We start from the raw sequence: 17,647 nt of genomic DNA on the forward strand, positions 1-17,647 counted from the left end.
TGCTACTACATCTCGACCTGCGTCCCCAGTTCGATCACCCGGTTCAACGGTAGATTGAAGAAGCGCAGGTTGCCGTTGGCGTTTTTCAACATGAAGGCGAATAACGACTCACGCCAGCGGGCCATGCCTTCGAGCTTGGAGGCAATGACGGTTTCGCGGCTGAGGAAGTAGGTGGTGCGCATCGGACTGAAATCCAAATCATCCAGATGGCAGAGCTTGAGCGCCTCGGGCACGTCCGGCTCGTCAGTGAAACCGAAGTGCAGGATCACCCGGAAAAACCCTTCGCCGTAGGCGTCGACCTCAAAGCGCCGTTGCGGCGGTACCCGGGGAATGTCCTCGTACACCACCGTCAGCAGCACCACCTGCTCATGCAGCACCTGGTTGTGCAATAGATTGTGCAACAGGGCGTGAGGCACGGCATCCGAACGCGCGGTCAGGAACACGGCTGTCCCCTGTACGCGGTGCGGGGGTTGCACGCGGATGCTGCTGATGAAGATCGGCAGTGGCAACGCCCCTTCGTCCAGGCGATCCACCAGCAGTTGCTTGCCGCGCTTCCAGGTGGTCATCAGCACGAACAAGGCAATACCGGCGATGACCGGAAACGCACCGCCCTGGATGATCTTCGGCACGTTGGCGGCGAAGTACAGACCGTCCACCAGCAGGAAACCGAACAACAACGGGACTGCCAGCAGCGGTGGCCATTTCCACAACAGCAGGATCACCGCGGACACCAGGATCGTGGTCATCAACATGGTACCGGTCACCGCCACGCCGTAAGCCGAAGCCAGCGCGCCGGACGATTCGAAGCCCAGCACCAGCAGCACCACGCCGACCATCAGCGACCAGTTCACCGCACCGATGTAGATCTGGCCCTGCTCGGCGCTGGAGGTGTGCTGGATGTACATGCGTGGGATGTAACCGAGTTGGATCGCCTGGCGCGTCAGGGAGAACGCGCCGGAAATCACCGCTTGCGAAGCGATGACCGTGGCCAGGGTCGACAGGCCGACCAACGGCAGCAACGCCCAGCTCGGCGCCAGCAGATAAAACGGGTTGCGTGCCGCTTCCGGGTCACCGAGCAGCAACGCACCTTGACCGAAATAGTTGAGCATCAGGCCTGGCAACACCAGGATGAACCAGGCACGGGCAATCGGTTTACGACCGAAGTGGCCCATGTCGGCGTACAGCGCTTCGGCGCCGGTCAGTGCCAACACCACGGCCCCGAGAATCGCCACGCCCATGCCCGGATGGACCACAAAGAAGCGCACGGCCCAGGCCGGGTTCACCGCCTGCAACACTTCCGGATGCTGCACGATGCCGTACACCCCCAGGGCGCCGAGCACCAGGAACCAGGTCACCATGATCGGGCCGAACAGAATGCCGATCCTTGCAGTGCCGTGGCGCTGGATCAAAAACAACGCCACCAGCACCACCAGCGACAGGGGCACCACCCAGTGGTCGATGCCTTCGAATGCGAGGCCCAGGCCCTCGATCGCCGAAAGCACCGAGATCGCCGGGGTGATCATGCTGTCACCGTAGAACAGCGCCGCGCCGATCAAGCCGCAAATCACCAGGAATGTACGCAGCCGCGCCCTCCCCGCCGCAGCTCGCCGCGCCAGGGCGGTGAGCGCCATGATTCCGCCCTCGCCCTGGTTGTCGGCGCGCAGGACGAACATCATGTACTTGATCGACACGACCCAGATCAGTGACCAGAAAATCAGCGACAGGATCCCCAGCACCCCATCGTGATTGACGGGTACGCCATAGGCCCCGGAAAACACTTCCTTGAGGGTGTACAACGGGCTCGTGCCGATGTCGCCATAAACCACTCCGACCGCCGCGACCAGCATGCTCAGCGGCTTCGCTGCCGAATGCTCGGCACCTGCCACCTGACTACTTGCATGACCCATCCAACACTCCCGATTCCCTGACCTGTCTTCTTGAACGAAACACGATGCTTTGTTGAGGCAGCATGCGCAGTTTTACGCATTGTTACAGATGTTTTGTTGACTGTAGCAATCGCCAGAGCGCAAAGGCGCGAAGCATAGCGCAGCACTCGTCGTATTTCCCGGTATAAAGCTGGTCAAGCAGCCCGGCCACAGATAGAATTGCGCACTTTTTGATCAGAGGCGCGCCAGGCGCCCTGTCTCGACAAGAGACGATCCCCCTACACCGAGGTTAGACATGTCCACCACTCCCGCGCCCGCCAATCCGAAGGTTGGCTTCGTATCCCTGGGTTGCCCAAAAGCTCTGGTCGACTCCGAGCGCATCCTGACCCAGTTGCGCATGGAAGGTTATGACGTCGTGTCCACGTACCAGGACGCCGACGTGGTGGTGGTCAACACCTGCGGCTTCATCGATTCGGCCAAGGCCGAGTCCCTGGAAGTGATCGGCGAAGCCATCAAGGAAAACGGCAAGGTCATCGTCACCGGCTGCATGGGCGTGGAAGAAGGCAACATCCGCAACGTGCACCCAAGCGTACTGTCCGTGACCGGCCCGCAGCAGTACGAACAGGTGGTCAACGCCGTACACGAGGTGGTGCCGCCACGCCAGGACCACAACCCGCTGATCGACCTGGTGCCGCCACAAGGCATCAAGCTGACCCCGCGCCACTACGCTTACCTGAAGATTTCCGAAGGCTGCAACCACAGCTGCAGCTTCTGCATCATCCCGTCGATGCGCGGCAAGTTGGTAAGCCGTCCAGTGGGCGATGTCCTCGACGAGGCCCAGCGCCTGGTCAAGGCCGGCGTCAAGGAGCTGCTGGTGATCTCCCAGGACACCAGCGCCTACGGCGTCGACGTGAAATACCGCACCGGCTTCTGGAACGGCGCGCCGGTGAAAACCCGCATGACCGAGCTGTGCGAAGCCCTCAGCACCCTCGGCGTCTGGGTCCGCCTGCATTACGTCTATCCGTATCCCCATGTCGACGAGCTGATCCCGCTGATGGCGGCCGGCAAGATCCTGCCGTACCTGGATATCCCGTTCCAACACGCCAGCCCGAAAGTCCTCAAGGCCATGAAGCGCCCGGCGTTCGAAGACAAGACCCTGGCCCGCATCAAGAACTGGCGTGAAATCTGCCCGGACCTGATCATCCGTTCAACCTTCATCGTCGGCTTCCCCGGTGAAACCGAAGAAGACTTCCAGTACCTGCTGGATTGGCTGACCGAAGCCCAGCTCGATCGCGTCGGCTGCTTCCAGTACTCCCCTGTCGAAGGCGCTCCGGCCAACGACCTGGACCTGGACGTGGTGCCGGACGACGTCAAGCAGGACCGTTGGGAGCGTTTCATGGCGCACCAGCAGGCCATCAGTTCGGCGCGCCTGCAAATGCGCGTCGGCCGTGAAATCGAAGTGCTGGTGGATGAAGTGGACGAGCAAGGCGCCGTGGGCCGCTGCTTCTTCGACGCGCCGGAAATCGACGGCAATGTCTTCATCGACAACGGCAGCAACCTCAAGCCAGGCGACAAGGTCTGGTGCAAGGTGACCGACGCCGATGAGTACGATTTGTGGGCTGAGCAGATCGGTTGATCCGCGCAAAGCGGGACCGCTGTTGTGGCGAGGGAGCTTGCTCCCGCTGGGCTACGAAGTAGCCCCTCTTTGCGATTGCTACGCAATCGAGCGGGAGCAAGCTCCCTCGCCACGGGGTGTTCGCAAGCCATTCACCTGCCGGCACCGAAAAAATTCCGAAGCCCCGCTCTTGTAACGAGATGCGGGGCTTTTTTACGGCTATCGTATGGAGAAACCCAGCACATCCAGCACAAGGAACTGATGGACATGCGCCAGCATTCGGTCATCCACACACCGAAACCGAGCGATTACCAGGAACTGACCCAGGTCTGGGAAGCGTCGGTGCGGGCCACCCATGACTTTCTACCGGACAGCTACATCGAATTGCTGAAAAACCTGGTACTCACTCGTTACCTGGATGCGGTGATGCTCATTTGCACCCGTGACGCACGCCAACGGATCACCGGTTTCGCCGGTGTCGCGGCGGCCAAGATCGAGATGCTCTTTATCGACCCGCAACACCGTGGCCAGGGCCTGGGCAAGCTGTTGCTGCGCTACGCCATGGAACACTTGAACGCCGATCAACTGGACGTCAACGAACAGAACCCGCAAGCCTTGGGCTTTTACCTCAAGCAAGGCTTCGAAGTGGTCGGACGCTCGGCAAAAGATGGCATGAACCAGCCCTACCCGCTGCTGCACATGCGCTACAAGCAGGCAGACCTGAAGGCGGGACGCGGCTAAAAGTTGCATGAGGCAAATGGACCCGCGATTAACCGGCGCCAGGCAGGTACAATGCCCACCCTCTTTTTGTTACGGCCCCCGTCATGACTGACCCGATTCGTCTCTCCAAACGCCTCATCGAACTCGTCGGCTGTTCCCGTCGGGAGGCTGAGCTGTTCATCGAGGGCGGCTGGGTCACTGTGGACGGCGAAGTGATCGATGAGCCGCAGTTCAAGGTGACGGCCCAGAAAGTCGAACTCGATCCCGAGGCCAAGGCCACCGCGCCGGAGCCGGTGACGCTCCTGCTGAACGTCCCGGCTGGCATGGATGTAGACACCGCAATGGCTTCCCTCGGACCGCAGACCCTGAGCGAAGAACATCGCTTCGGCAAGCGCCCGCTCAAGGGGCATTTCCTGCGCCTGACCGCCAGCGCCGACCTGCAGGCCAACGCCAGCGGGCTGCTGGTGTTCACCCAGGACTGGAAGATCTTGCGCAAACTCACCGCCGACGCCGCCAAGATCGAGCAGGAATACGTGGTGGAAGTCGAAGGCGAAATGGTCGCCCATGGCCTCAATCGCCTGAACCATGGCTTGACCTACAAGGGCAAGGAGCTGCCGGCGGTCAAGGCCAGTTGGCAGAACGAGAACCGCCTGCGCTTTGCCATGAAGAACCCGCAGCCCGGCGTGATCGCGCTGTTTTGCCAGGCGGTCGGCCTCAAGGTCGTCGCCATTCGCCGCATCCGCATCGGCGGCGTCTCCATCGGCAAAGTGCCGCTGGGCCAGTGGCGCTACTTGTCTACCAAAGAAAAATTCTAATTTCCCCGGCGCCGCACCGAACGCAGGCGCCCACTGCCGATTGATCAGGACCGCACACATGATTCACAACGACGTACTGCGCAGCGTGCGCTACATGCTCGACATCAGCGACAAGAAAGTCATCGAGATCATCAAGCTGGGCGGCCTCGACGTCTCCCTGGCGGACTTGGCGGGCTACCTCAAGAAAGACGAGGAAGAAGGCTTCGTGTTCTGCCCCGACGAGGTCATGGCGCATTTTCTCGATGGCCTGGTGATCTTCAAGCGCGGCAAGGACGAAAGCCGTCCGCCGCAGCCCATCGAAGTGCCGGTGACCAACAACATCATCCTCAAGAAACTGCGGGTGGCCTTCGAACTGAAGGAAGACGACATGCACGCCATCCTCAAGGCCGCCGAGTTCCCGGTGTCCAAGCCGGAACTGAGCGCGCTGTTCCGCAAGTTCGGCCACACCAACTACCGGCCGTGTGGTGACCAGTTGCTGCGCAACTTCCTCAAGGGCCTGACGCTGCGCGTTCGCGGCTGACTTCCCAGGCCTCCTGGGCCTTTGTGGCGAGAGAGCCTGCTCCCGCTGGACGCGCAGCGTCCCCTCGCGGTGTGTCAGACAAAACCAGGGGGGCCGCTTCGCGGCCCAGCGGGAGCAAGCTCCCTCGCCACAAAAGCATCCTCGCCACAGAGAACAGTGCCAACCTGGTCCCTCGCGTTATGATGCCTTTTCAACCTCGCCCCGATCCCAACCCATGACCTACAGCGTCTCCCCCATCGGCTTCCTACGCTCCTGCTTCAAGGAGAAGTTCGCCATTCCCCGCCAACCGCAACTGGCGCCGGCCGCACGCGGCGTGCTGGAACTGGTGGCGCCGTTCGACCAGGGCGATGCAGTGCAGGGCCTGGAGCAAGTCAGCCATGTCTGGCTGCTGTTTCTGTTCCACCAGGCCCTGGAAGACAAGCCACGCCTGAAAGTGCGGCCGCCACGCCTGGGTGGCAACAAGTCCATGGGTGTGTTCGCCACCCGCGCCACCCATCGCCCCAACGGCATCGGCCAGTCGGTGGTGAAGCTGGAACGGGTGGAAGCCGGGCGCCTGTGGCTCTCGGGCATCGATTTGCTGGACGGCACGCCGGTGCTGGATATCAAGCCCTACGTGCCCTACGCCGACATCATCGGCTCGGCCTCCAACAGCATCGCCAGCGCCGCGCCTGAGTTGATTCCGGTGCAATGGGCTGACACTGCGCTGCGTCAAGCCCATGAGCATGCCACGCGCCTGGAAGAACCCTTGGTGGAGTTGATTGAGCAGTGTTTGGCCCAAGACCCACGCCCGGCGTACCAGATTCCTACGGCCGAACGGGAATATGGTGCGCAGTTCTGGGATCTGGATGTGCGTTGGCATTACCCGGAGCCGGGGTTGATCCGGGTGCTGGAAGTGATTCCGGCGAAACCGTAAACACCAGAAACGAAAAAGCCCGCGCGGCCTTCATCAGGCGGCGCGGGCTTTTTTGTGGGGGCGTACCTGTTGGACCGAGTCGCCATCTTCGCGAGCAAGCCCGCTCCCACAGTGGATCTGTGGTGAACACAAAATTCGCGCTCACCGCGATCTAATGTGGGAGCGGGCTTGCTCGCGAAAGCGGTCCGACATTCAACCACTATGTTGGCTGACACCCCATTTCACACTTATCGCAACAGTTTACTTCTCTACAAACGCCCGCTCGATCAGGTAGTCACCCGGCTCGCGCATACGCGGCGAAACGGTCAGGCCGAAGCTGTTAAGCACTTCGCTGGTCTCGTCGAGCATGCTCGGGCTGCCGCACAACATGGCGCGGTCATCCTGCGGGTTGATCGGTGGCAGGCCGATGTCGCGGAACAGCTTGCCGCTGCGCATCAGGTCGGTCAGGCGGCCTTCGTTCTCGAACGGCTCGCGCGTCACGGTCGGGTAGTAGATCAGCTTGTCACGCAGGGCTTCGCCGAAGAACTCGTTCTGCGGCAAGTGCTCGGTGATGAACTCGCGATAGGCGACTTCATTGACGTAGCGCACGCCGTGGCACAGGATCACTTTTTCGAAACGCTCATAGGTTTCCGGATCCTGGATGACGCTCATGAACGGCGCCAGGCCAGTACCGGTGCTGAGCAGGTACAGATGCTTGCCAGGCTTGAGATCGTCCAGCACCAGGGTGCCGGTGGGTTTCTTGCTGATGATGATCTCGTCGCCTTCCTTCAGGTGCTGCAGCTGGGAAGTCAGCGGACCATCGGGCACCTTGATGCTGAAGAATTCGAGATGCTCTTCCCAGTTCGGGCTGGCAATCGAGTAAGCGCGCATAAGCGGGCGGCCGTTGGGCTGTTGCAGGCCGATCATCACGAACTGACCGTTCTCGAAGCGCAGGCCCGGATCGCGGGTGCACTTGAAGCTGAACAGAGTGTCGTTCCAGTGATGAACACTGAGGACACGCTCGTGGTTCATGTTGCTCATGTACGGGGACTCCTGGGAATGATGCCTGCGCCGATAATCTGCGCAATTGCATCGCATTCTAATGGCGGCGACAATATCTGTTAAATGGATTATTAAGATAAGGGTTATCGGTTATATAGATATGCGATTTACTCTACGTCAACTTCAAGTCTTCGTCGCCGTCGCACAGCAGGAAAGCGTGTCTCGCGCTGCGGGCCAGCTCAATCTGTCGCAGTCGGCGGCCAGCACCTCCATCACCGAACTGGAGCGGCAATCGAGCTGCCAACTCTTCGACCGTGCCGGCAAACGCCTGAGCCTCAATGCCCTGGGCAAACAACTGCTGCCCCAGGCCGTGGCGCTGCTGGACCAGGCCAAGGAGATCGAAGACCTGCTCAACGGCAAATCCGGTTTCGGCTCACTGGCGGTCGGCGCAACACTGACCATTGGCAATTACCTGGCGACCTTGTTGATCGGCGGTTTCATGCAACGCCATCCGGAAAGCCAGGTGAAGCTGCATGTGCAGAACACTGCCAATATCGTGCACCAGGTTGCCCACTATGAAATTGATCTGGGTCTAATCGAAGGCGACTGCAGCCACCCGGACATCGAAGTGCAAAGCTGGGTCGAGGACGAACTGGTAGTGTTCTGTGCCCCTCAACACCCGTTGGCCAAGCGCGGCCAGGCAACCATGGAGGAATTGACCCATGAAGCCTGGATTCTGCGGGAGCAGGGTTCGGGCACGCGACTGACCTTCGACCAGGCCATGCGCCACCACCGTAGCGCGTTAAATATCCGCCTGGAGCTGGAACACACCGAAGCCATCAAGCGCGCCGTGGAGTCCGGCCTGGGCATTGGCTGCATCTCCCGCCTGGCCTTGCGCGACGCCTTCCGCCGCGGCAGCCTTGTCGCAGTGGAAACCCCGGACATGGACCTGGCGCGGCAGTTTTATTTCATTTGGCACAAACAGAAGTACCAGACCTCGGCCATGCGCGAATTCCTCGAACTGTGCCGGGCCTTCACCGCCGGGGCCCAACGCAGCGACGAAATCGTGCTGCCGGCCATTGCCTGACCCGTTACAGCAGGATCAGGCCCCACACCAATGCGATCATCGTCAGGGCGACGAACTGGGCGGCGCTGCCCATGTCCTTGGCGTTTTTCGACAACGGGTGCAACTCCAGGGAGATGCGGTCGATGGCCGCCTCCACCGCCGAGTTGAGCAACTCCACGATCAGTGCCAGCAGGCACACGGCAATCAGCAGCGCCTGTTCGACACGACTGACGTTCAGGAAGAACGACAACGGAATCAGGACGACGTTGAGCAGCACCAACTGCCGGAAAGCCGCTTCGCCGACAAAAGCCGCGCGCAGCCCGTCCAAGGAATAGCCGGAGGCGTTGAGGATGCGTTTCAGGCCGGTCTGGCCTTTAAAAGGTGACATAGAGTGGGCAACTGATCGAAAAGGAGTGGAGAAACTAATTCAAACCCGGTCAAAAAAGCGTGAAGCAGCGCATCAAGCCTGCGGCGAAATTGACTCAAGTTGTTGCAGCAACAGCGCCGCCTGGGTCCGGGTGCGTACGTTCAGTTTACGGAAGATCGCCGTGACGTGGGCCTTGATGGTGGCCTCCGACACGTTCAGTTCATAGGCAATCTGCTTGTTCAGCAAGCCTTCGCAGACCATGGTCAACACCCGGAACTGCTGCGGTGTAAGGCTGGCCAGGCCCGCGCTGGCGGCCTTGGCTTCTTCGGACACACTCACCGCTTCGAACGCCTGGGGAGGCCAGCAGACGTCGCCGTCCAGGACCGCCTTCACAGCCTTTTGAATCATTTCAAGGGAACTGGACTTGGGTATGAAGCCACTGGCGCCGAACTCCCGGGCCTTGACCATCACCGAGGCTTCTTCCTGGGCCGAGACCATGACCACGGGGATCTGCGGATATTGGCCGCGCAACAGCACCAGCCCTGAAAAACCATAGGCACCGGGCATGTTCAGGTCCAGCAGCACCAGGTCCCAGTCGGCCTTGTCCGTCAGCCGGGCCTCCAGTTCCGCGATGCTGGCCACCTCCGTCAACCGGACAGCCGGGCCAAGGCCCAGGGTCACTGCCTGATGCAACGCGCTGCGAAAAAGCGGGTGGTCATCGGCAATCAGGATTTCGTATGTGGCCATTTTTCAAATGATCCTGTTTTTAATGGCAGGCCCGATGCATTCGCGCCTCGCCAAGACAACTCGAGACACCGCCCGGCGACGGCATCCACAGGGGCACGTTCAACGCCAAACATAGCGTTTCAAACAGTGGGCGGCGCCCTGGTCGGCGCCAAGCATGCCCAGCGAAGCCAGGGTGGTCAAGCAGCACGGCCGCCCTTTGTCCAGTATGGGCCACTATTGGGCCAATACTGCCTGCGGCGTACGGATGAAGGGTTGCAACTCGGCATGGGCCGGGGTCGACAGGTTCACCTCCCGCTGGCCCTTGGCGCCCAGGTAATGCTGGCTGAACACATCGAAATAGGCATCCAGGGCCGACGCGGCGTCGCTGTCCCCCGCCAACTCCAGGCACAACGCCGCCACCTCAGCGGTGCACAAGTGCTCGCTGCGGGTCGAACGGCGCAAGCGGTAGCGCGACAGTCTCTCGGGGAGCAGGCTCAGGATCGGCAGCCGGTCGAAATAAGGGCTTTTACGGAAAATCTTCCGCGCCTCCGTCCAAGTCGCGTCCAGCAGAATGAACAACGGACGCTTGGCGTGATCGAGATCCACCGTATGGGTGACTCGCGATGGCTCGACATATTCGCCGGGGAACACCAGGTAAGGTTGCCACTGTGGATCATTCAGCAACGCCAACAATTGCTCATCGAGCTCGGTGCGCGACCAGATGAATGCATGGTTGTCCCGCACCACATCGGCAATCAGCCAACCGGTGTTGCTTGGCTTGAACACTTCCTTGTTGGTCATGATCAAACAAACCCCGGAACGGGTCTCGACACTCGGACGCCAGGCGCACAGGCAATGGCTCTCGATCACACGGCAGGCGCTGCAACGGGGCGCGCGCCAGCCCCGGGCCTGAATCGGCTTGATGCCTTCATCGATGCGCTGGTCGCGCAGGCGGGCTACGGCGTTAGGGGCGTGATTCATCGTGGGCAACGCCGACGGACAGGAAAACTCGACACGAACAACACTCGGCAGGGCAATAAAGGCCGGCATTCTACCAGAGCGCACGAACCTGTACCGTCCACACGGGCTCCCCTATAATCCCCGGCCACTGAACGCACAGTCATGTGATCGGTCGAACCACCAGTCACTGAACCAGGAGAGTTTCATGCTGCGCCTTATCGTCCCTACCGTTGCCGTTCTGCTGGCGACGTCCTTCAGCGCTCAGGCTGCCTCGCTGAAAGAACTCGAACTGAACAAGATGCTGCAGAACGTTGCCAAGGAAAGTAGCGTCGGCACGCCACGGGCGATCAACGAAGACATTCTCGACCAAGGTTATACCGTCGAAGGCACCGAGCTGATCAACCACCTCAGCGTGCAAAGCAGCCATGCCCAGAAAATGCGCGCAGACCCCAAGGCCGTGTATTTCCAACTGGGTTCCACGGTGTGCACCAATCCGGGCTTTCGCAAGTTGATGGCCAAGGGCGCGACGATGCGCTATGAATTTACCGAGGTTAAGACCAACCGTCCGGTCGCGACCGAACGCTTCCAGGAATCGGATTGCCCGAAACCCGCCAAGACGAAGAAGTAATCAACCCGAGCTTGCGCGCCGCTGCTCATCGTCGGCGCGCAGTTCCGCCACCAGCGCCTGCAGATAGCGCGAGCGCCATGCTCGCCCGCCCAGCCGGCGACAGCATTCTTCCTCAAGACTCACCCGATTGGCCTGTGCCGATTCCAACAGCATCAAGTACAACTGCCTGTCGAGTTCCAGAGTCACCCTGGCCATCTCTCCCGCCTCCCTGCCCGATCCGCTTCAATCCATCACGTGGCACCCAGCCCTGGGCGTCAATTACGTTGGCACGCTTGTTATCAGTAAATCAGAGCGACACGCAGTCGGCCGGCAATCTGACGAGCGGCGCGATATTGCCGTGCGCTTATCCAGCGGTTGCCAACGGTCACTTTTGAGCGCCATGATCAGGACAGCAAAGATCGGCTAGATTCAAAAGTATTCTTAGCAGTTGCACCGGGCAGAAAGAGCCTGTCCGGCCAACACTTTGGCGTGCTTGTTTTTATCAAAGGGAAAAACAGAACCCGTTGGATGGCTTGGTCGCCCTGCCTCAGACCGCGTCAAGCCAGGTCAGCCGCCAGCCGATGCCTGGGCTGACAACGACACACGGAGTGTCGTGGCCCGAACGAATCTCTCGTTCGGGCCGGGGTCCTGTTAAGAAGGAGAAGCTGAATGCCTTATAAACCGAATGACCTGCTCAATCGTCATTTTGAGAATCACGGCCACGACCTCACCCGCAAGGTCGAAGAACAACTCAACCTGGTATCACCCGACAGCCCCAACCTCCCCATTTACCGCGACATGATCCTGACTGTGCTGCGCATGGCCGAGGAGGATCACAACCGCTGGAATGCCAAGATTACGCTGCAAGCCCTAAGGGAATTGGAACAGGCCTTCCGTACGCTCGAACAATTCAAGGGCCGGCGCAAGGTTACAGTCTTCGGCTCGGCCCGAACGCCCATCGAACATCCTCTGTACGGCCTGGCCCGAGAGTTGGGCGCTGCGCTGGCCCGCTCGGACATGATGGTCATCACCGGTGCCGGCGGTGGCATCATGGCTGCGGCCCATGAAGGCGCAGGGCGTGACCATAGCCTGGGATTCAATATCACCCTGCCTTTCGAACAGCACGCAAACCCGACTGTTGAAGGCACGTCGAATCTGTTGCCATTCCACTTCTTCTTTACCCGTAAACTGTTTTTCGTCAAGGAGGCCGACGCACTGGTGCTCTGTCCCGGCGGTTTCGGCACGCTTGATGAGGCGCTGGAAGTCCTGACGCTGATCCAGACCGGTAAAAGCCCATTGGTACCGGTGGTCCTGCTGGATGTTCCCGGAGGCAAGTTCTGGCAAGGCGCCCTGGATTTTATCCGCGAGCAGTTGGAGGAGAATCGCTACATCCTGCCCACAGACATGAAGCTCATGCGCCTGGTATACAACGCCGAGGAGGCCGTGGAAGAGATCAACCAGTTCTACCGCAACTTCCATTCCAGTCGCTGGCTCAAGCACCAGTTCGTGATCCGCATGAATCACAAGCTAAGCGAACAGGCGGTGCAGCAGATGCAGGTGGATTTTGCCGACCTGTGCCTGAACGACTGTTTTCATCAACATGACTACAGCGGTGAAGAGCACGACGAGGCCCGGTTCAGTCATCTGACACGGCTGACGTTCGCCTTCAACGCTCGCAACCACGGTCGCTTGAGGGAGCTGGTGGATTACATCAACCTGCCGGAAAACTGGGCCCAGCCCACCCAGAAGACCCACCCCCTCACATGGGAGCCGATCAAGGTAACCTGAGCCATAAAAAAACGGCCCGCTATCGAAATAGCGGGCCGTTTTTATTCAATCATCCATACCGCGACCGCTGAACAAGCGGTTGATCATTTCCATGGAATACCCTCGGTACGCCAGGAAACGCCCCTGCTTGGCTCGCTCCCGTGCATCGATGGGCAAATGCCCTGAGAACTTGCGACGCCAGGTGTCCGTCAGTTGCTCCTGCCAATCGATACCGCTTTCGCGCAAGGCAAGTTCGATGTCCTGGCGTTGCAAGCCGCGTTGGCCCAGTTCCTCACGAATGCGTAAAGGACCATAGCCGGAGCGAGCACGATAAGCGACGAAGCTTTCCAGGTAACGGGACTCCGACAGCAAGCCCTCTTCAGTCAAGCGGTCGAGGGCTGTGTCGATCAACTCATCGGCTGCGCCGCGCTGACGCAGTTTACGCGTCAGCTCGACCCGACCGTGCTCGCGTCTGGCGAGCAGGTCCATCGCGGTTCGCCGCACCGCGACGAGGGTATCGAGTACGACGGTCATCGGATCAATCAGATGTCGGCATCAGCCAGGTCGTCAACGGGCTCGCGATTAGCCACGGACTTGACGTCTGCCACCGGGCTCAACAGCTTGTCACGCAGCTGCTTCTCGAGGGCCGCGGCAACTTCCGGGTTATCCGCCAGGAACTTGGCCGAGTTGGCCTTGCCCTGACCGATCTTGGTGCCGTTGTAGGCGTACCAGGCGCCCGACTTCTCGACGAAACCGTGCAACACACCCAGGTCGATCATCTCGCCATTGAGGTAGATGCCCTTGCCGTAAAGAATCTGGAACTCGGCCTGACGGAACGGCGAAGCCACCTTGTTCTTCACGACCTTGACGCGGGTTTCGCTGCCGACCACTTCGTCACCTTCTTTCACCGCGCCGGTACGGCGGATGTCGAGGCGAACCGAGGCGTAGAATTTCAGTGCGTTACCACCGGTGGTGGTTTCCGGGCTGCCGAACATCACGCCGATCTTCATACGGATCTGGTTGATGAAGATCACCAGGCAGTTGGCATTCTTGATGTTACCGGTGATTTTACGCAGGGCCTGGGACATCAGGCGAGCCTGGAGGCCCACGTGCATGTCGCCCATTTCACCTTCGATTTCAGCCTTTGGCACCAGTGCAGCCACGGAGTCGACGATGATCACGTCAACCGCATTGGAACGCACCAGCATGTCGGTGATTTCCAGGGCTTGTTCGCCAGTGTCCGGCTGGGAAACCAGCAGGTCGTCGACGTTGACACCCAGTTTGCCGGCGTATTCCGGGTCCAGGGCGTGTTCGGCATCGACGAAGGCGCAGGTCGCGCCGGCTTTTTGGGCCTGGGCGATCACAGACAAGGTCAGTGTGGTTTTACCGGACGATTCAGGACCGTAGATTTCAACGATTCGGCCTTTTGGCAGACCGCCAATGCCTAGCGCAATGTCCAGGCCCAGGGAGCCGGTGGAGATGGAAGGAATAGCCTGACGGTCCTGATCGCCCATACGCATTACGGCACCCTTGCCGAATTGACGTTCGATCTGACCCAAGGCCGCAGCCAAGGCTTTCTTCTTGTTGTCGTCCATTAAAGTCCTCACGTAATCAATAAGGCCTGGCGGCCAACACCTGTATAAGTAGCCAGTATTATTCCACAGCGATCCGGGATCGCCTACCCCTGATTTGAGATTTCTACGGCGGCATGTTGTAACAGCCCGTCTAGCGCGGCCTTCACCGTTTGTCGGCGGACCTCGTCACGGTTGCCTGGGAAGAGTTTCCGCTCGCTGTACACCGCCTCGCCGACCCTCCAGGCGATCCACACGGTACCCACCGGTTTGCTCGGCGAACCCCCGTCCGGCCCGGCCACGCCGCTGACCGCCACGGCAAACCGCGCCAGGCTTTTGCGCTGGGCACCTAGCGCCATGGCCTCGACCACCTCGCGGCTGACCGCCCCCACCTTTTCGAACAACTCGGCGGGCACATCCAGCTGCTGGCTTTTCTGACGATTGGAATAGGTGACATAACCGGCCTCGAACCAGGCCGAACTCCCGGGGATCCGCGTGATGGCCTCGGCAATCCCCCCGCCCGTACAGGACTCGGCTGTGGTCACATGGGCATTGAGCCGCTGCAGGCGCCTGCCCAGTTCCGCGGCCAGTTCGGTAATGTCGTCCATGGTGCTCTCCTGATTCCACGCAATTGGGGCCTACCGTACACGAGCGATCGAAGCTTGCAAGGCTCGCCAGACTACTGACCCAGGGCCCTGATGTAGGCCTGGCAAGCCTGCAACGCGATCAATCCGCGATCACCGGCGTCGGTGATGGCGATAATTCGTTGAGCATGCGCCGGGTCAAGTCGGGCGCGTGGGGCGCCATGATCCACGCCGCTGGCGCGGGCGGCGGCAGGCACTGCACAGCCGGCGGCAACATCGTCGGCGTCGAGGAGGACTGACAGCCGGACATCGGCAGTAGCAAGACGATCGCGCAGGCGATCCTGGTCACGTTGGGCATCGCTCAAGGCTCGGTAATGGGTTTGTTCGCTGGCAGCGAGTTGTAGCTCCAGGACCCGGTGCTTGTCTTGCTCGGCCTTTTGCTGCATCGCAGCCGCCTGGGTGATTTGATTCAGCGTTTCGGCCTGAGCCTGCGCGAGCCGGGCCAACTGGTGACCGTAACGCCAATCCTGGACCCGCCACGCAAGCAGCGCCGAACCGCCGGCCAGCAGCGCGAGCAACACGACAACGCCCAGGGCACGGGATGAAAAGGGCATCAGGTCGAAGGTTGGCACAACACCTCCTTCGCCCGCGCCCACAATTGCAGGCGGTCCTCCAGGCCGTTCAAACCGCCATTGATACGGCGAATGATGCTGTTGAACTGATCGCGGTCGGCCAATTCGTTCAAGCCGTTCTGCTCCCAGAACCAGGCGGCGGATTCGGCGGCCCATTGCGGCCGTTCGAGAAGCTCAGGCAAGGCCAGCAGGCGTTCGTCGCCGAACAGGCCGAGGCTGCAACGCAGATAGTTGTCGTGGCCGGTAATCTGGATCAGCCCTCGGCCGCGATACTTTTGACCGTCACCATCAGCCTGGGGCGAGTTGCCCAGGCGAACGGCCAGGGTTCCGGTATCGTATTTTCCAAGGTACTGCTCGCTGCCTAGCTCGCGCACATAACGCAATTGTCCCGACTCATGACCGACCTGGGCCAGGAACGCGGCCATTCGTTTGACGCTGATGATCCGATAGCGGTCCATGGCAGCGTTCAGGACCGGTGCAAAAACGCTGGCATTGGCGCCGGCGCTCGGGAGGATTTGCAGCAGTTGGGCTCGCGTGACGAGCATGGCATTCTCCTTGATTGACCCGATGCTGGATCGGCTTCAGAAAAACTGCGTGAGGATCGGTGTGATCTTCATGGAGGAATTCCAGTTGTTGAAAGTTGCAGTCGAGGAATACCTGTGGGAGCGAGCCTGCTCGCGATAGCGGTGGGTCAGTCGATATCAAAGTGACTGAGCTGACGCTATCGCGAGCAGGCTCGCTCCCACAGGTTTGCTCGGCGTTGCACATACCCATGCGCCCATCCGAGTCCTTCTGTGGGAGCGGGCTTGCTCGCGAAAGCGGCGCGTCAGGCAACATTGATGCTGGATGTTCTGGCGTCTTTGCGAGCAAGCTCGCTCCCACAGGGTGGGTAGGGTCAGGCCTTGGCGTCCAGGCAGGTTGCGTCAATGGTGCAGCGGTAGCTTTTTTCCCGGTCGCCGCTGGCGGTGACTTTGTCGATCGACCAGCGACCGCGCATGAAGTCCGGCCAGGACGGGTCCAGCAGTACGATGCCCTCGGCAGACAGCCCCGGGTTGCCAGGGCATTCGATCTTGACCTTGAGGGCCTCGCGCTCCATCCGCCGCACCTCGCCTTCACCGGCGGCGCGGGCGTCGTCTGCGCTCTGAAAGCGTTGGCGCAGGGTCTTGAACGGCGCGATGCCGCTCTTCTCGACCTGCAGCTTGCCGGCCGCCGCATCCCACCAATGGGTCTTGCAGCCCTGGTACTTGGCTCGGGCGGTTTCATCAAACTTGGCCGAAATGAAGGCGTGGTCGCCCGGGCGATTGTTGGTCGTCACCGACAGTTTCATCTCGGGCAGGACCTTGCCCGACAACGACTTCGCCTGGCCGCGCCGGGCCAGCACATACAGCTCGTTGACTGGTTTGGCGACGGCGTCATAACGATGGGCCAGCCGCGTGAGGAATCCCATGTCGGTTTCGTTGGACTGGTCAATGTGCTCGATTTTTATCAGCGACAGGTCCGGCGCCACACGGGGCGAAAACCCGTGCCTGAAAGTCAGCTGACGAAACAGCGCCCCCAGGGTCGTCGGACCATGGCTGACGGATCGGCGCTGCTTGAACCCAGTCTGGTCCGCCGCGCTGAACGGCGCCGCCATGGCCACTAGCACCAGTTGCAGCGGAAACAGGAACGGCGTGCGCCGAGTGATGACGAACTCGCCTTTGTCCACCAGGCCCGATTCCAGGTAACCGACCCGCAGGCCGATTTTCCCACCCAGGCTGGGCAACCCTTCCAGACCGTCCAGGCTGATGGTGAGCGTCAGCTGATCGGACTCGATGCCCGCCGCGTCGACATGCTCCCACTTGAGCAGGCGTTCGTTGAGCAGCGCGGCGTTCGCGCCATAAATCTCCACCGCAGGCGTAAAACCCAATGCCATGTCGC

At 60.6% G+C, this 17,647-nt stretch carries 20 protein-coding genes; 8 read left to right on the plus strand and 12 right to left on the minus strand.

Annotated elements, in window-relative coordinates; all coding sequences use genetic code 11:
• Positions 1-5 precede the first annotated feature (5 nt).
• Entirely contained in the window at positions 6-1,847 is a 1,842-nt protein-coding gene (locus J3P88_RS24190; RefSeq protein WP_434576609.1) for a potassium transporter Kup, read from the minus strand.
• Positions 1,848-2,181: 334 nt separating this feature from the next.
• Here J3P88_RS24190 and rimO point away from each other — a divergent pair, with 334 nt between their 5' ends.
• The 5 genes from rimO to tsaA all read left to right on the plus strand — a co-directional run bounded on the left by rimO (position 2,182) and on the right by tsaA (position 6,469).
• Positions 2,182-3,522 carry a 30S ribosomal protein S12 methylthiotransferase RimO gene (gene rimO, locus J3P88_RS24195; protein ID WP_186705561.1) on the plus strand — a complete coding sequence of 447 codons (1,341 nt, stop codon included), beginning with the start codon at positions 2,182-2,184 and terminating at the stop codon, positions 3,520-3,522.
• A gap of 246 nt (positions 3,523-3,768) precedes the next feature.
• Positions 3,769-4,242: a GNAT family N-acetyltransferase gene (locus tag J3P88_RS24200; protein WP_434572026.1), complete on the plus strand. Its 474-nt coding sequence runs from the start codon at positions 3,769-3,771 to the stop codon at positions 4,240-4,242.
• Positions 4,243-4,325: 83 nt separating this feature from the next.
• The gene (locus J3P88_RS24205; RefSeq protein WP_434572027.1) at positions 4,326-5,036 is read left to right on the plus strand and encodes an rRNA pseudouridine synthase; all 711 of its coding nucleotides are present in this window, start codon (positions 4,326-4,328) and stop codon (positions 5,034-5,036) included.
• A gap of 58 nt (positions 5,037-5,094) precedes the next feature.
• Entirely contained in the window at positions 5,095-5,556 is a 462-nt protein-coding gene (locus tag J3P88_RS24210; protein ID WP_053182473.1) for a DUF1456 family protein, read from the plus strand.
• 214 nt (positions 5,557-5,770) lie between these two features.
• Entirely contained in the window at positions 5,771-6,469 is a 699-nt protein-coding gene (gene tsaA, locus J3P88_RS24215; protein ID WP_434572029.1) for a tRNA (N6-threonylcarbamoyladenosine(37)-N6)-methyltransferase TrmO, read from the plus strand.
• 240 nt (positions 6,470-6,709) lie between these two features.
• Here tsaA and fpr read toward each other — a convergent pair whose 3' ends face one another.
• Positions 6,710-7,489 carry a ferredoxin-NADP reductase gene (gene fpr / locus J3P88_RS24220; RefSeq protein WP_003184787.1) on the minus strand — a complete coding sequence of 260 codons (780 nt, stop codon included), beginning with the start codon at positions 7,487-7,489 and terminating at the stop codon, positions 6,710-6,712.
• A 121-nt stretch (positions 7,490-7,610) separates the two neighbouring features.
• On the opposite strand from fpr, the gene J3P88_RS24225 reads away from it, so the two are divergent.
• The gene (locus J3P88_RS24225; RefSeq protein ID WP_024617637.1) at positions 7,611-8,537 is read left to right on the plus strand and encodes a LysR family transcriptional regulator; all 927 of its coding nucleotides are present in this window, start codon (positions 7,611-7,613) and stop codon (positions 8,535-8,537) included.
• A 4-nt stretch (positions 8,538-8,541) separates the two neighbouring features.
• Here J3P88_RS24225 and J3P88_RS24230 read toward each other — a convergent pair whose 3' ends face one another.
• The 3 genes from J3P88_RS24230 to J3P88_RS24240 form a co-directional block, all read right to left on the minus strand.
• Positions 8,542-8,904, minus strand: coding sequence for a diacylglycerol kinase (locus J3P88_RS24230; RefSeq protein ID WP_053118952.1), 363 nt, complete (start codon positions 8,902-8,904; stop codon positions 8,542-8,544).
• Between the two features lie 72 nt (positions 8,905-8,976).
• The gene (gene erdR, locus J3P88_RS24235; RefSeq protein WP_186705557.1) at positions 8,977-9,630 is read right to left on the minus strand and encodes a response regulator transcription factor ErdR; all 654 of its coding nucleotides are present in this window, start codon (positions 9,628-9,630) and stop codon (positions 8,977-8,979) included.
• 213 nt (positions 9,631-9,843) lie between these two features.
• Positions 9,844-10,590: a tRNA-uridine aminocarboxypropyltransferase gene (locus tag J3P88_RS24240; protein ID WP_434572031.1), complete on the minus strand. Its 747-nt coding sequence runs from the start codon at positions 10,588-10,590 to the stop codon at positions 9,844-9,846.
• Between the two features lie 184 nt (positions 10,591-10,774).
• On the opposite strand from J3P88_RS24240, the gene J3P88_RS24245 reads away from it, so the two are divergent.
• The gene (locus tag J3P88_RS24245) at positions 10,775-11,197 is read left to right on the plus strand and encodes a quorum-sensing-regulated virulence factor family protein (protein WP_003198359.1); all 423 of its coding nucleotides are present in this window, start codon (positions 10,775-10,777) and stop codon (positions 11,195-11,197) included.
• On the opposite strand, the gene J3P88_RS24250 is transcribed toward J3P88_RS24245, so the two are convergent.
• Positions 11,198-11,392, minus strand: a complete 195-nt coding sequence (locus tag J3P88_RS24250; RefSeq protein WP_186705555.1) for a hypothetical protein — start codon at positions 11,390-11,392, stop codon at positions 11,198-11,200. It lies immediately after the preceding gene.
• A 453-nt stretch (positions 11,393-11,845) separates the two neighbouring features.
• On the opposite strand from J3P88_RS24250, the gene J3P88_RS24255 reads away from it, so the two are divergent.
• A complete protein-coding gene (locus J3P88_RS24255; RefSeq protein ID WP_186705554.1) occupies positions 11,846-12,964 on the plus strand; it encodes a TIGR00730 family Rossman fold protein in 1,119 nt (372 codons plus the stop codon).
• Between the two features lie 45 nt (positions 12,965-13,009).
• Here J3P88_RS24255 and recX read toward each other — a convergent pair whose 3' ends face one another.
• The 6 genes from recX to J3P88_RS24285 form a co-directional block, all read right to left on the minus strand.
• The gene (gene recX / locus J3P88_RS24260; protein ID WP_434572034.1) at positions 13,010-13,477 is read right to left on the minus strand and encodes a recombination regulator RecX; all 468 of its coding nucleotides are present in this window, start codon (positions 13,475-13,477) and stop codon (positions 13,010-13,012) included.
• An 8-nt stretch (positions 13,478-13,485) separates the two neighbouring features.
• Positions 13,486-14,538, minus strand: a complete 1,053-nt coding sequence (gene recA / locus J3P88_RS24265; RefSeq protein WP_014336835.1) for a recombinase RecA — start codon at positions 14,536-14,538, stop codon at positions 13,486-13,488.
• An 83-nt stretch (positions 14,539-14,621) separates the two neighbouring features.
• The gene (locus J3P88_RS24270; RefSeq protein WP_186705552.1) at positions 14,622-15,122 is read right to left on the minus strand and encodes a CinA family protein; all 501 of its coding nucleotides are present in this window, start codon (positions 15,120-15,122) and stop codon (positions 14,622-14,624) included.
• Positions 15,123-15,193: 71 nt separating this feature from the next.
• On the minus strand, positions 15,194-15,730 hold the full coding sequence (locus J3P88_RS24275; protein ID WP_434572037.1) for a lysis system i-spanin subunit Rz: 537 nt from the start codon (positions 15,728-15,730) through the stop codon (positions 15,194-15,196).
• Complete coding sequence (locus J3P88_RS24280) at positions 15,712-16,275, minus strand: glycoside hydrolase family 19 protein (protein WP_434572039.1); 564 nt, start codon at positions 16,273-16,275, stop codon at positions 15,712-15,714. Before J3P88_RS24280 ends, J3P88_RS24275 begins: the two co-directional genes overlap by 19 nt.
• Before the next feature lie 350 nt (positions 16,276-16,625).
• Positions 16,626-17,642: a phage late control D family protein gene (locus J3P88_RS24285; protein ID WP_434572041.1), complete on the minus strand. Its 1,017-nt coding sequence runs from the start codon at positions 17,640-17,642 to the stop codon at positions 16,626-16,628.
• Between the last annotated feature and the right edge of the window lie 5 nt (positions 17,643-17,647).

It is taken from the genome of Pseudomonas sp. Z3-6 (assembly GCF_051131985.1).
Classification (GTDB): Bacteria; Pseudomonadota; Gammaproteobacteria; order Pseudomonadales; family Pseudomonadaceae; genus Aquipseudomonas; species Aquipseudomonas zanjanensis.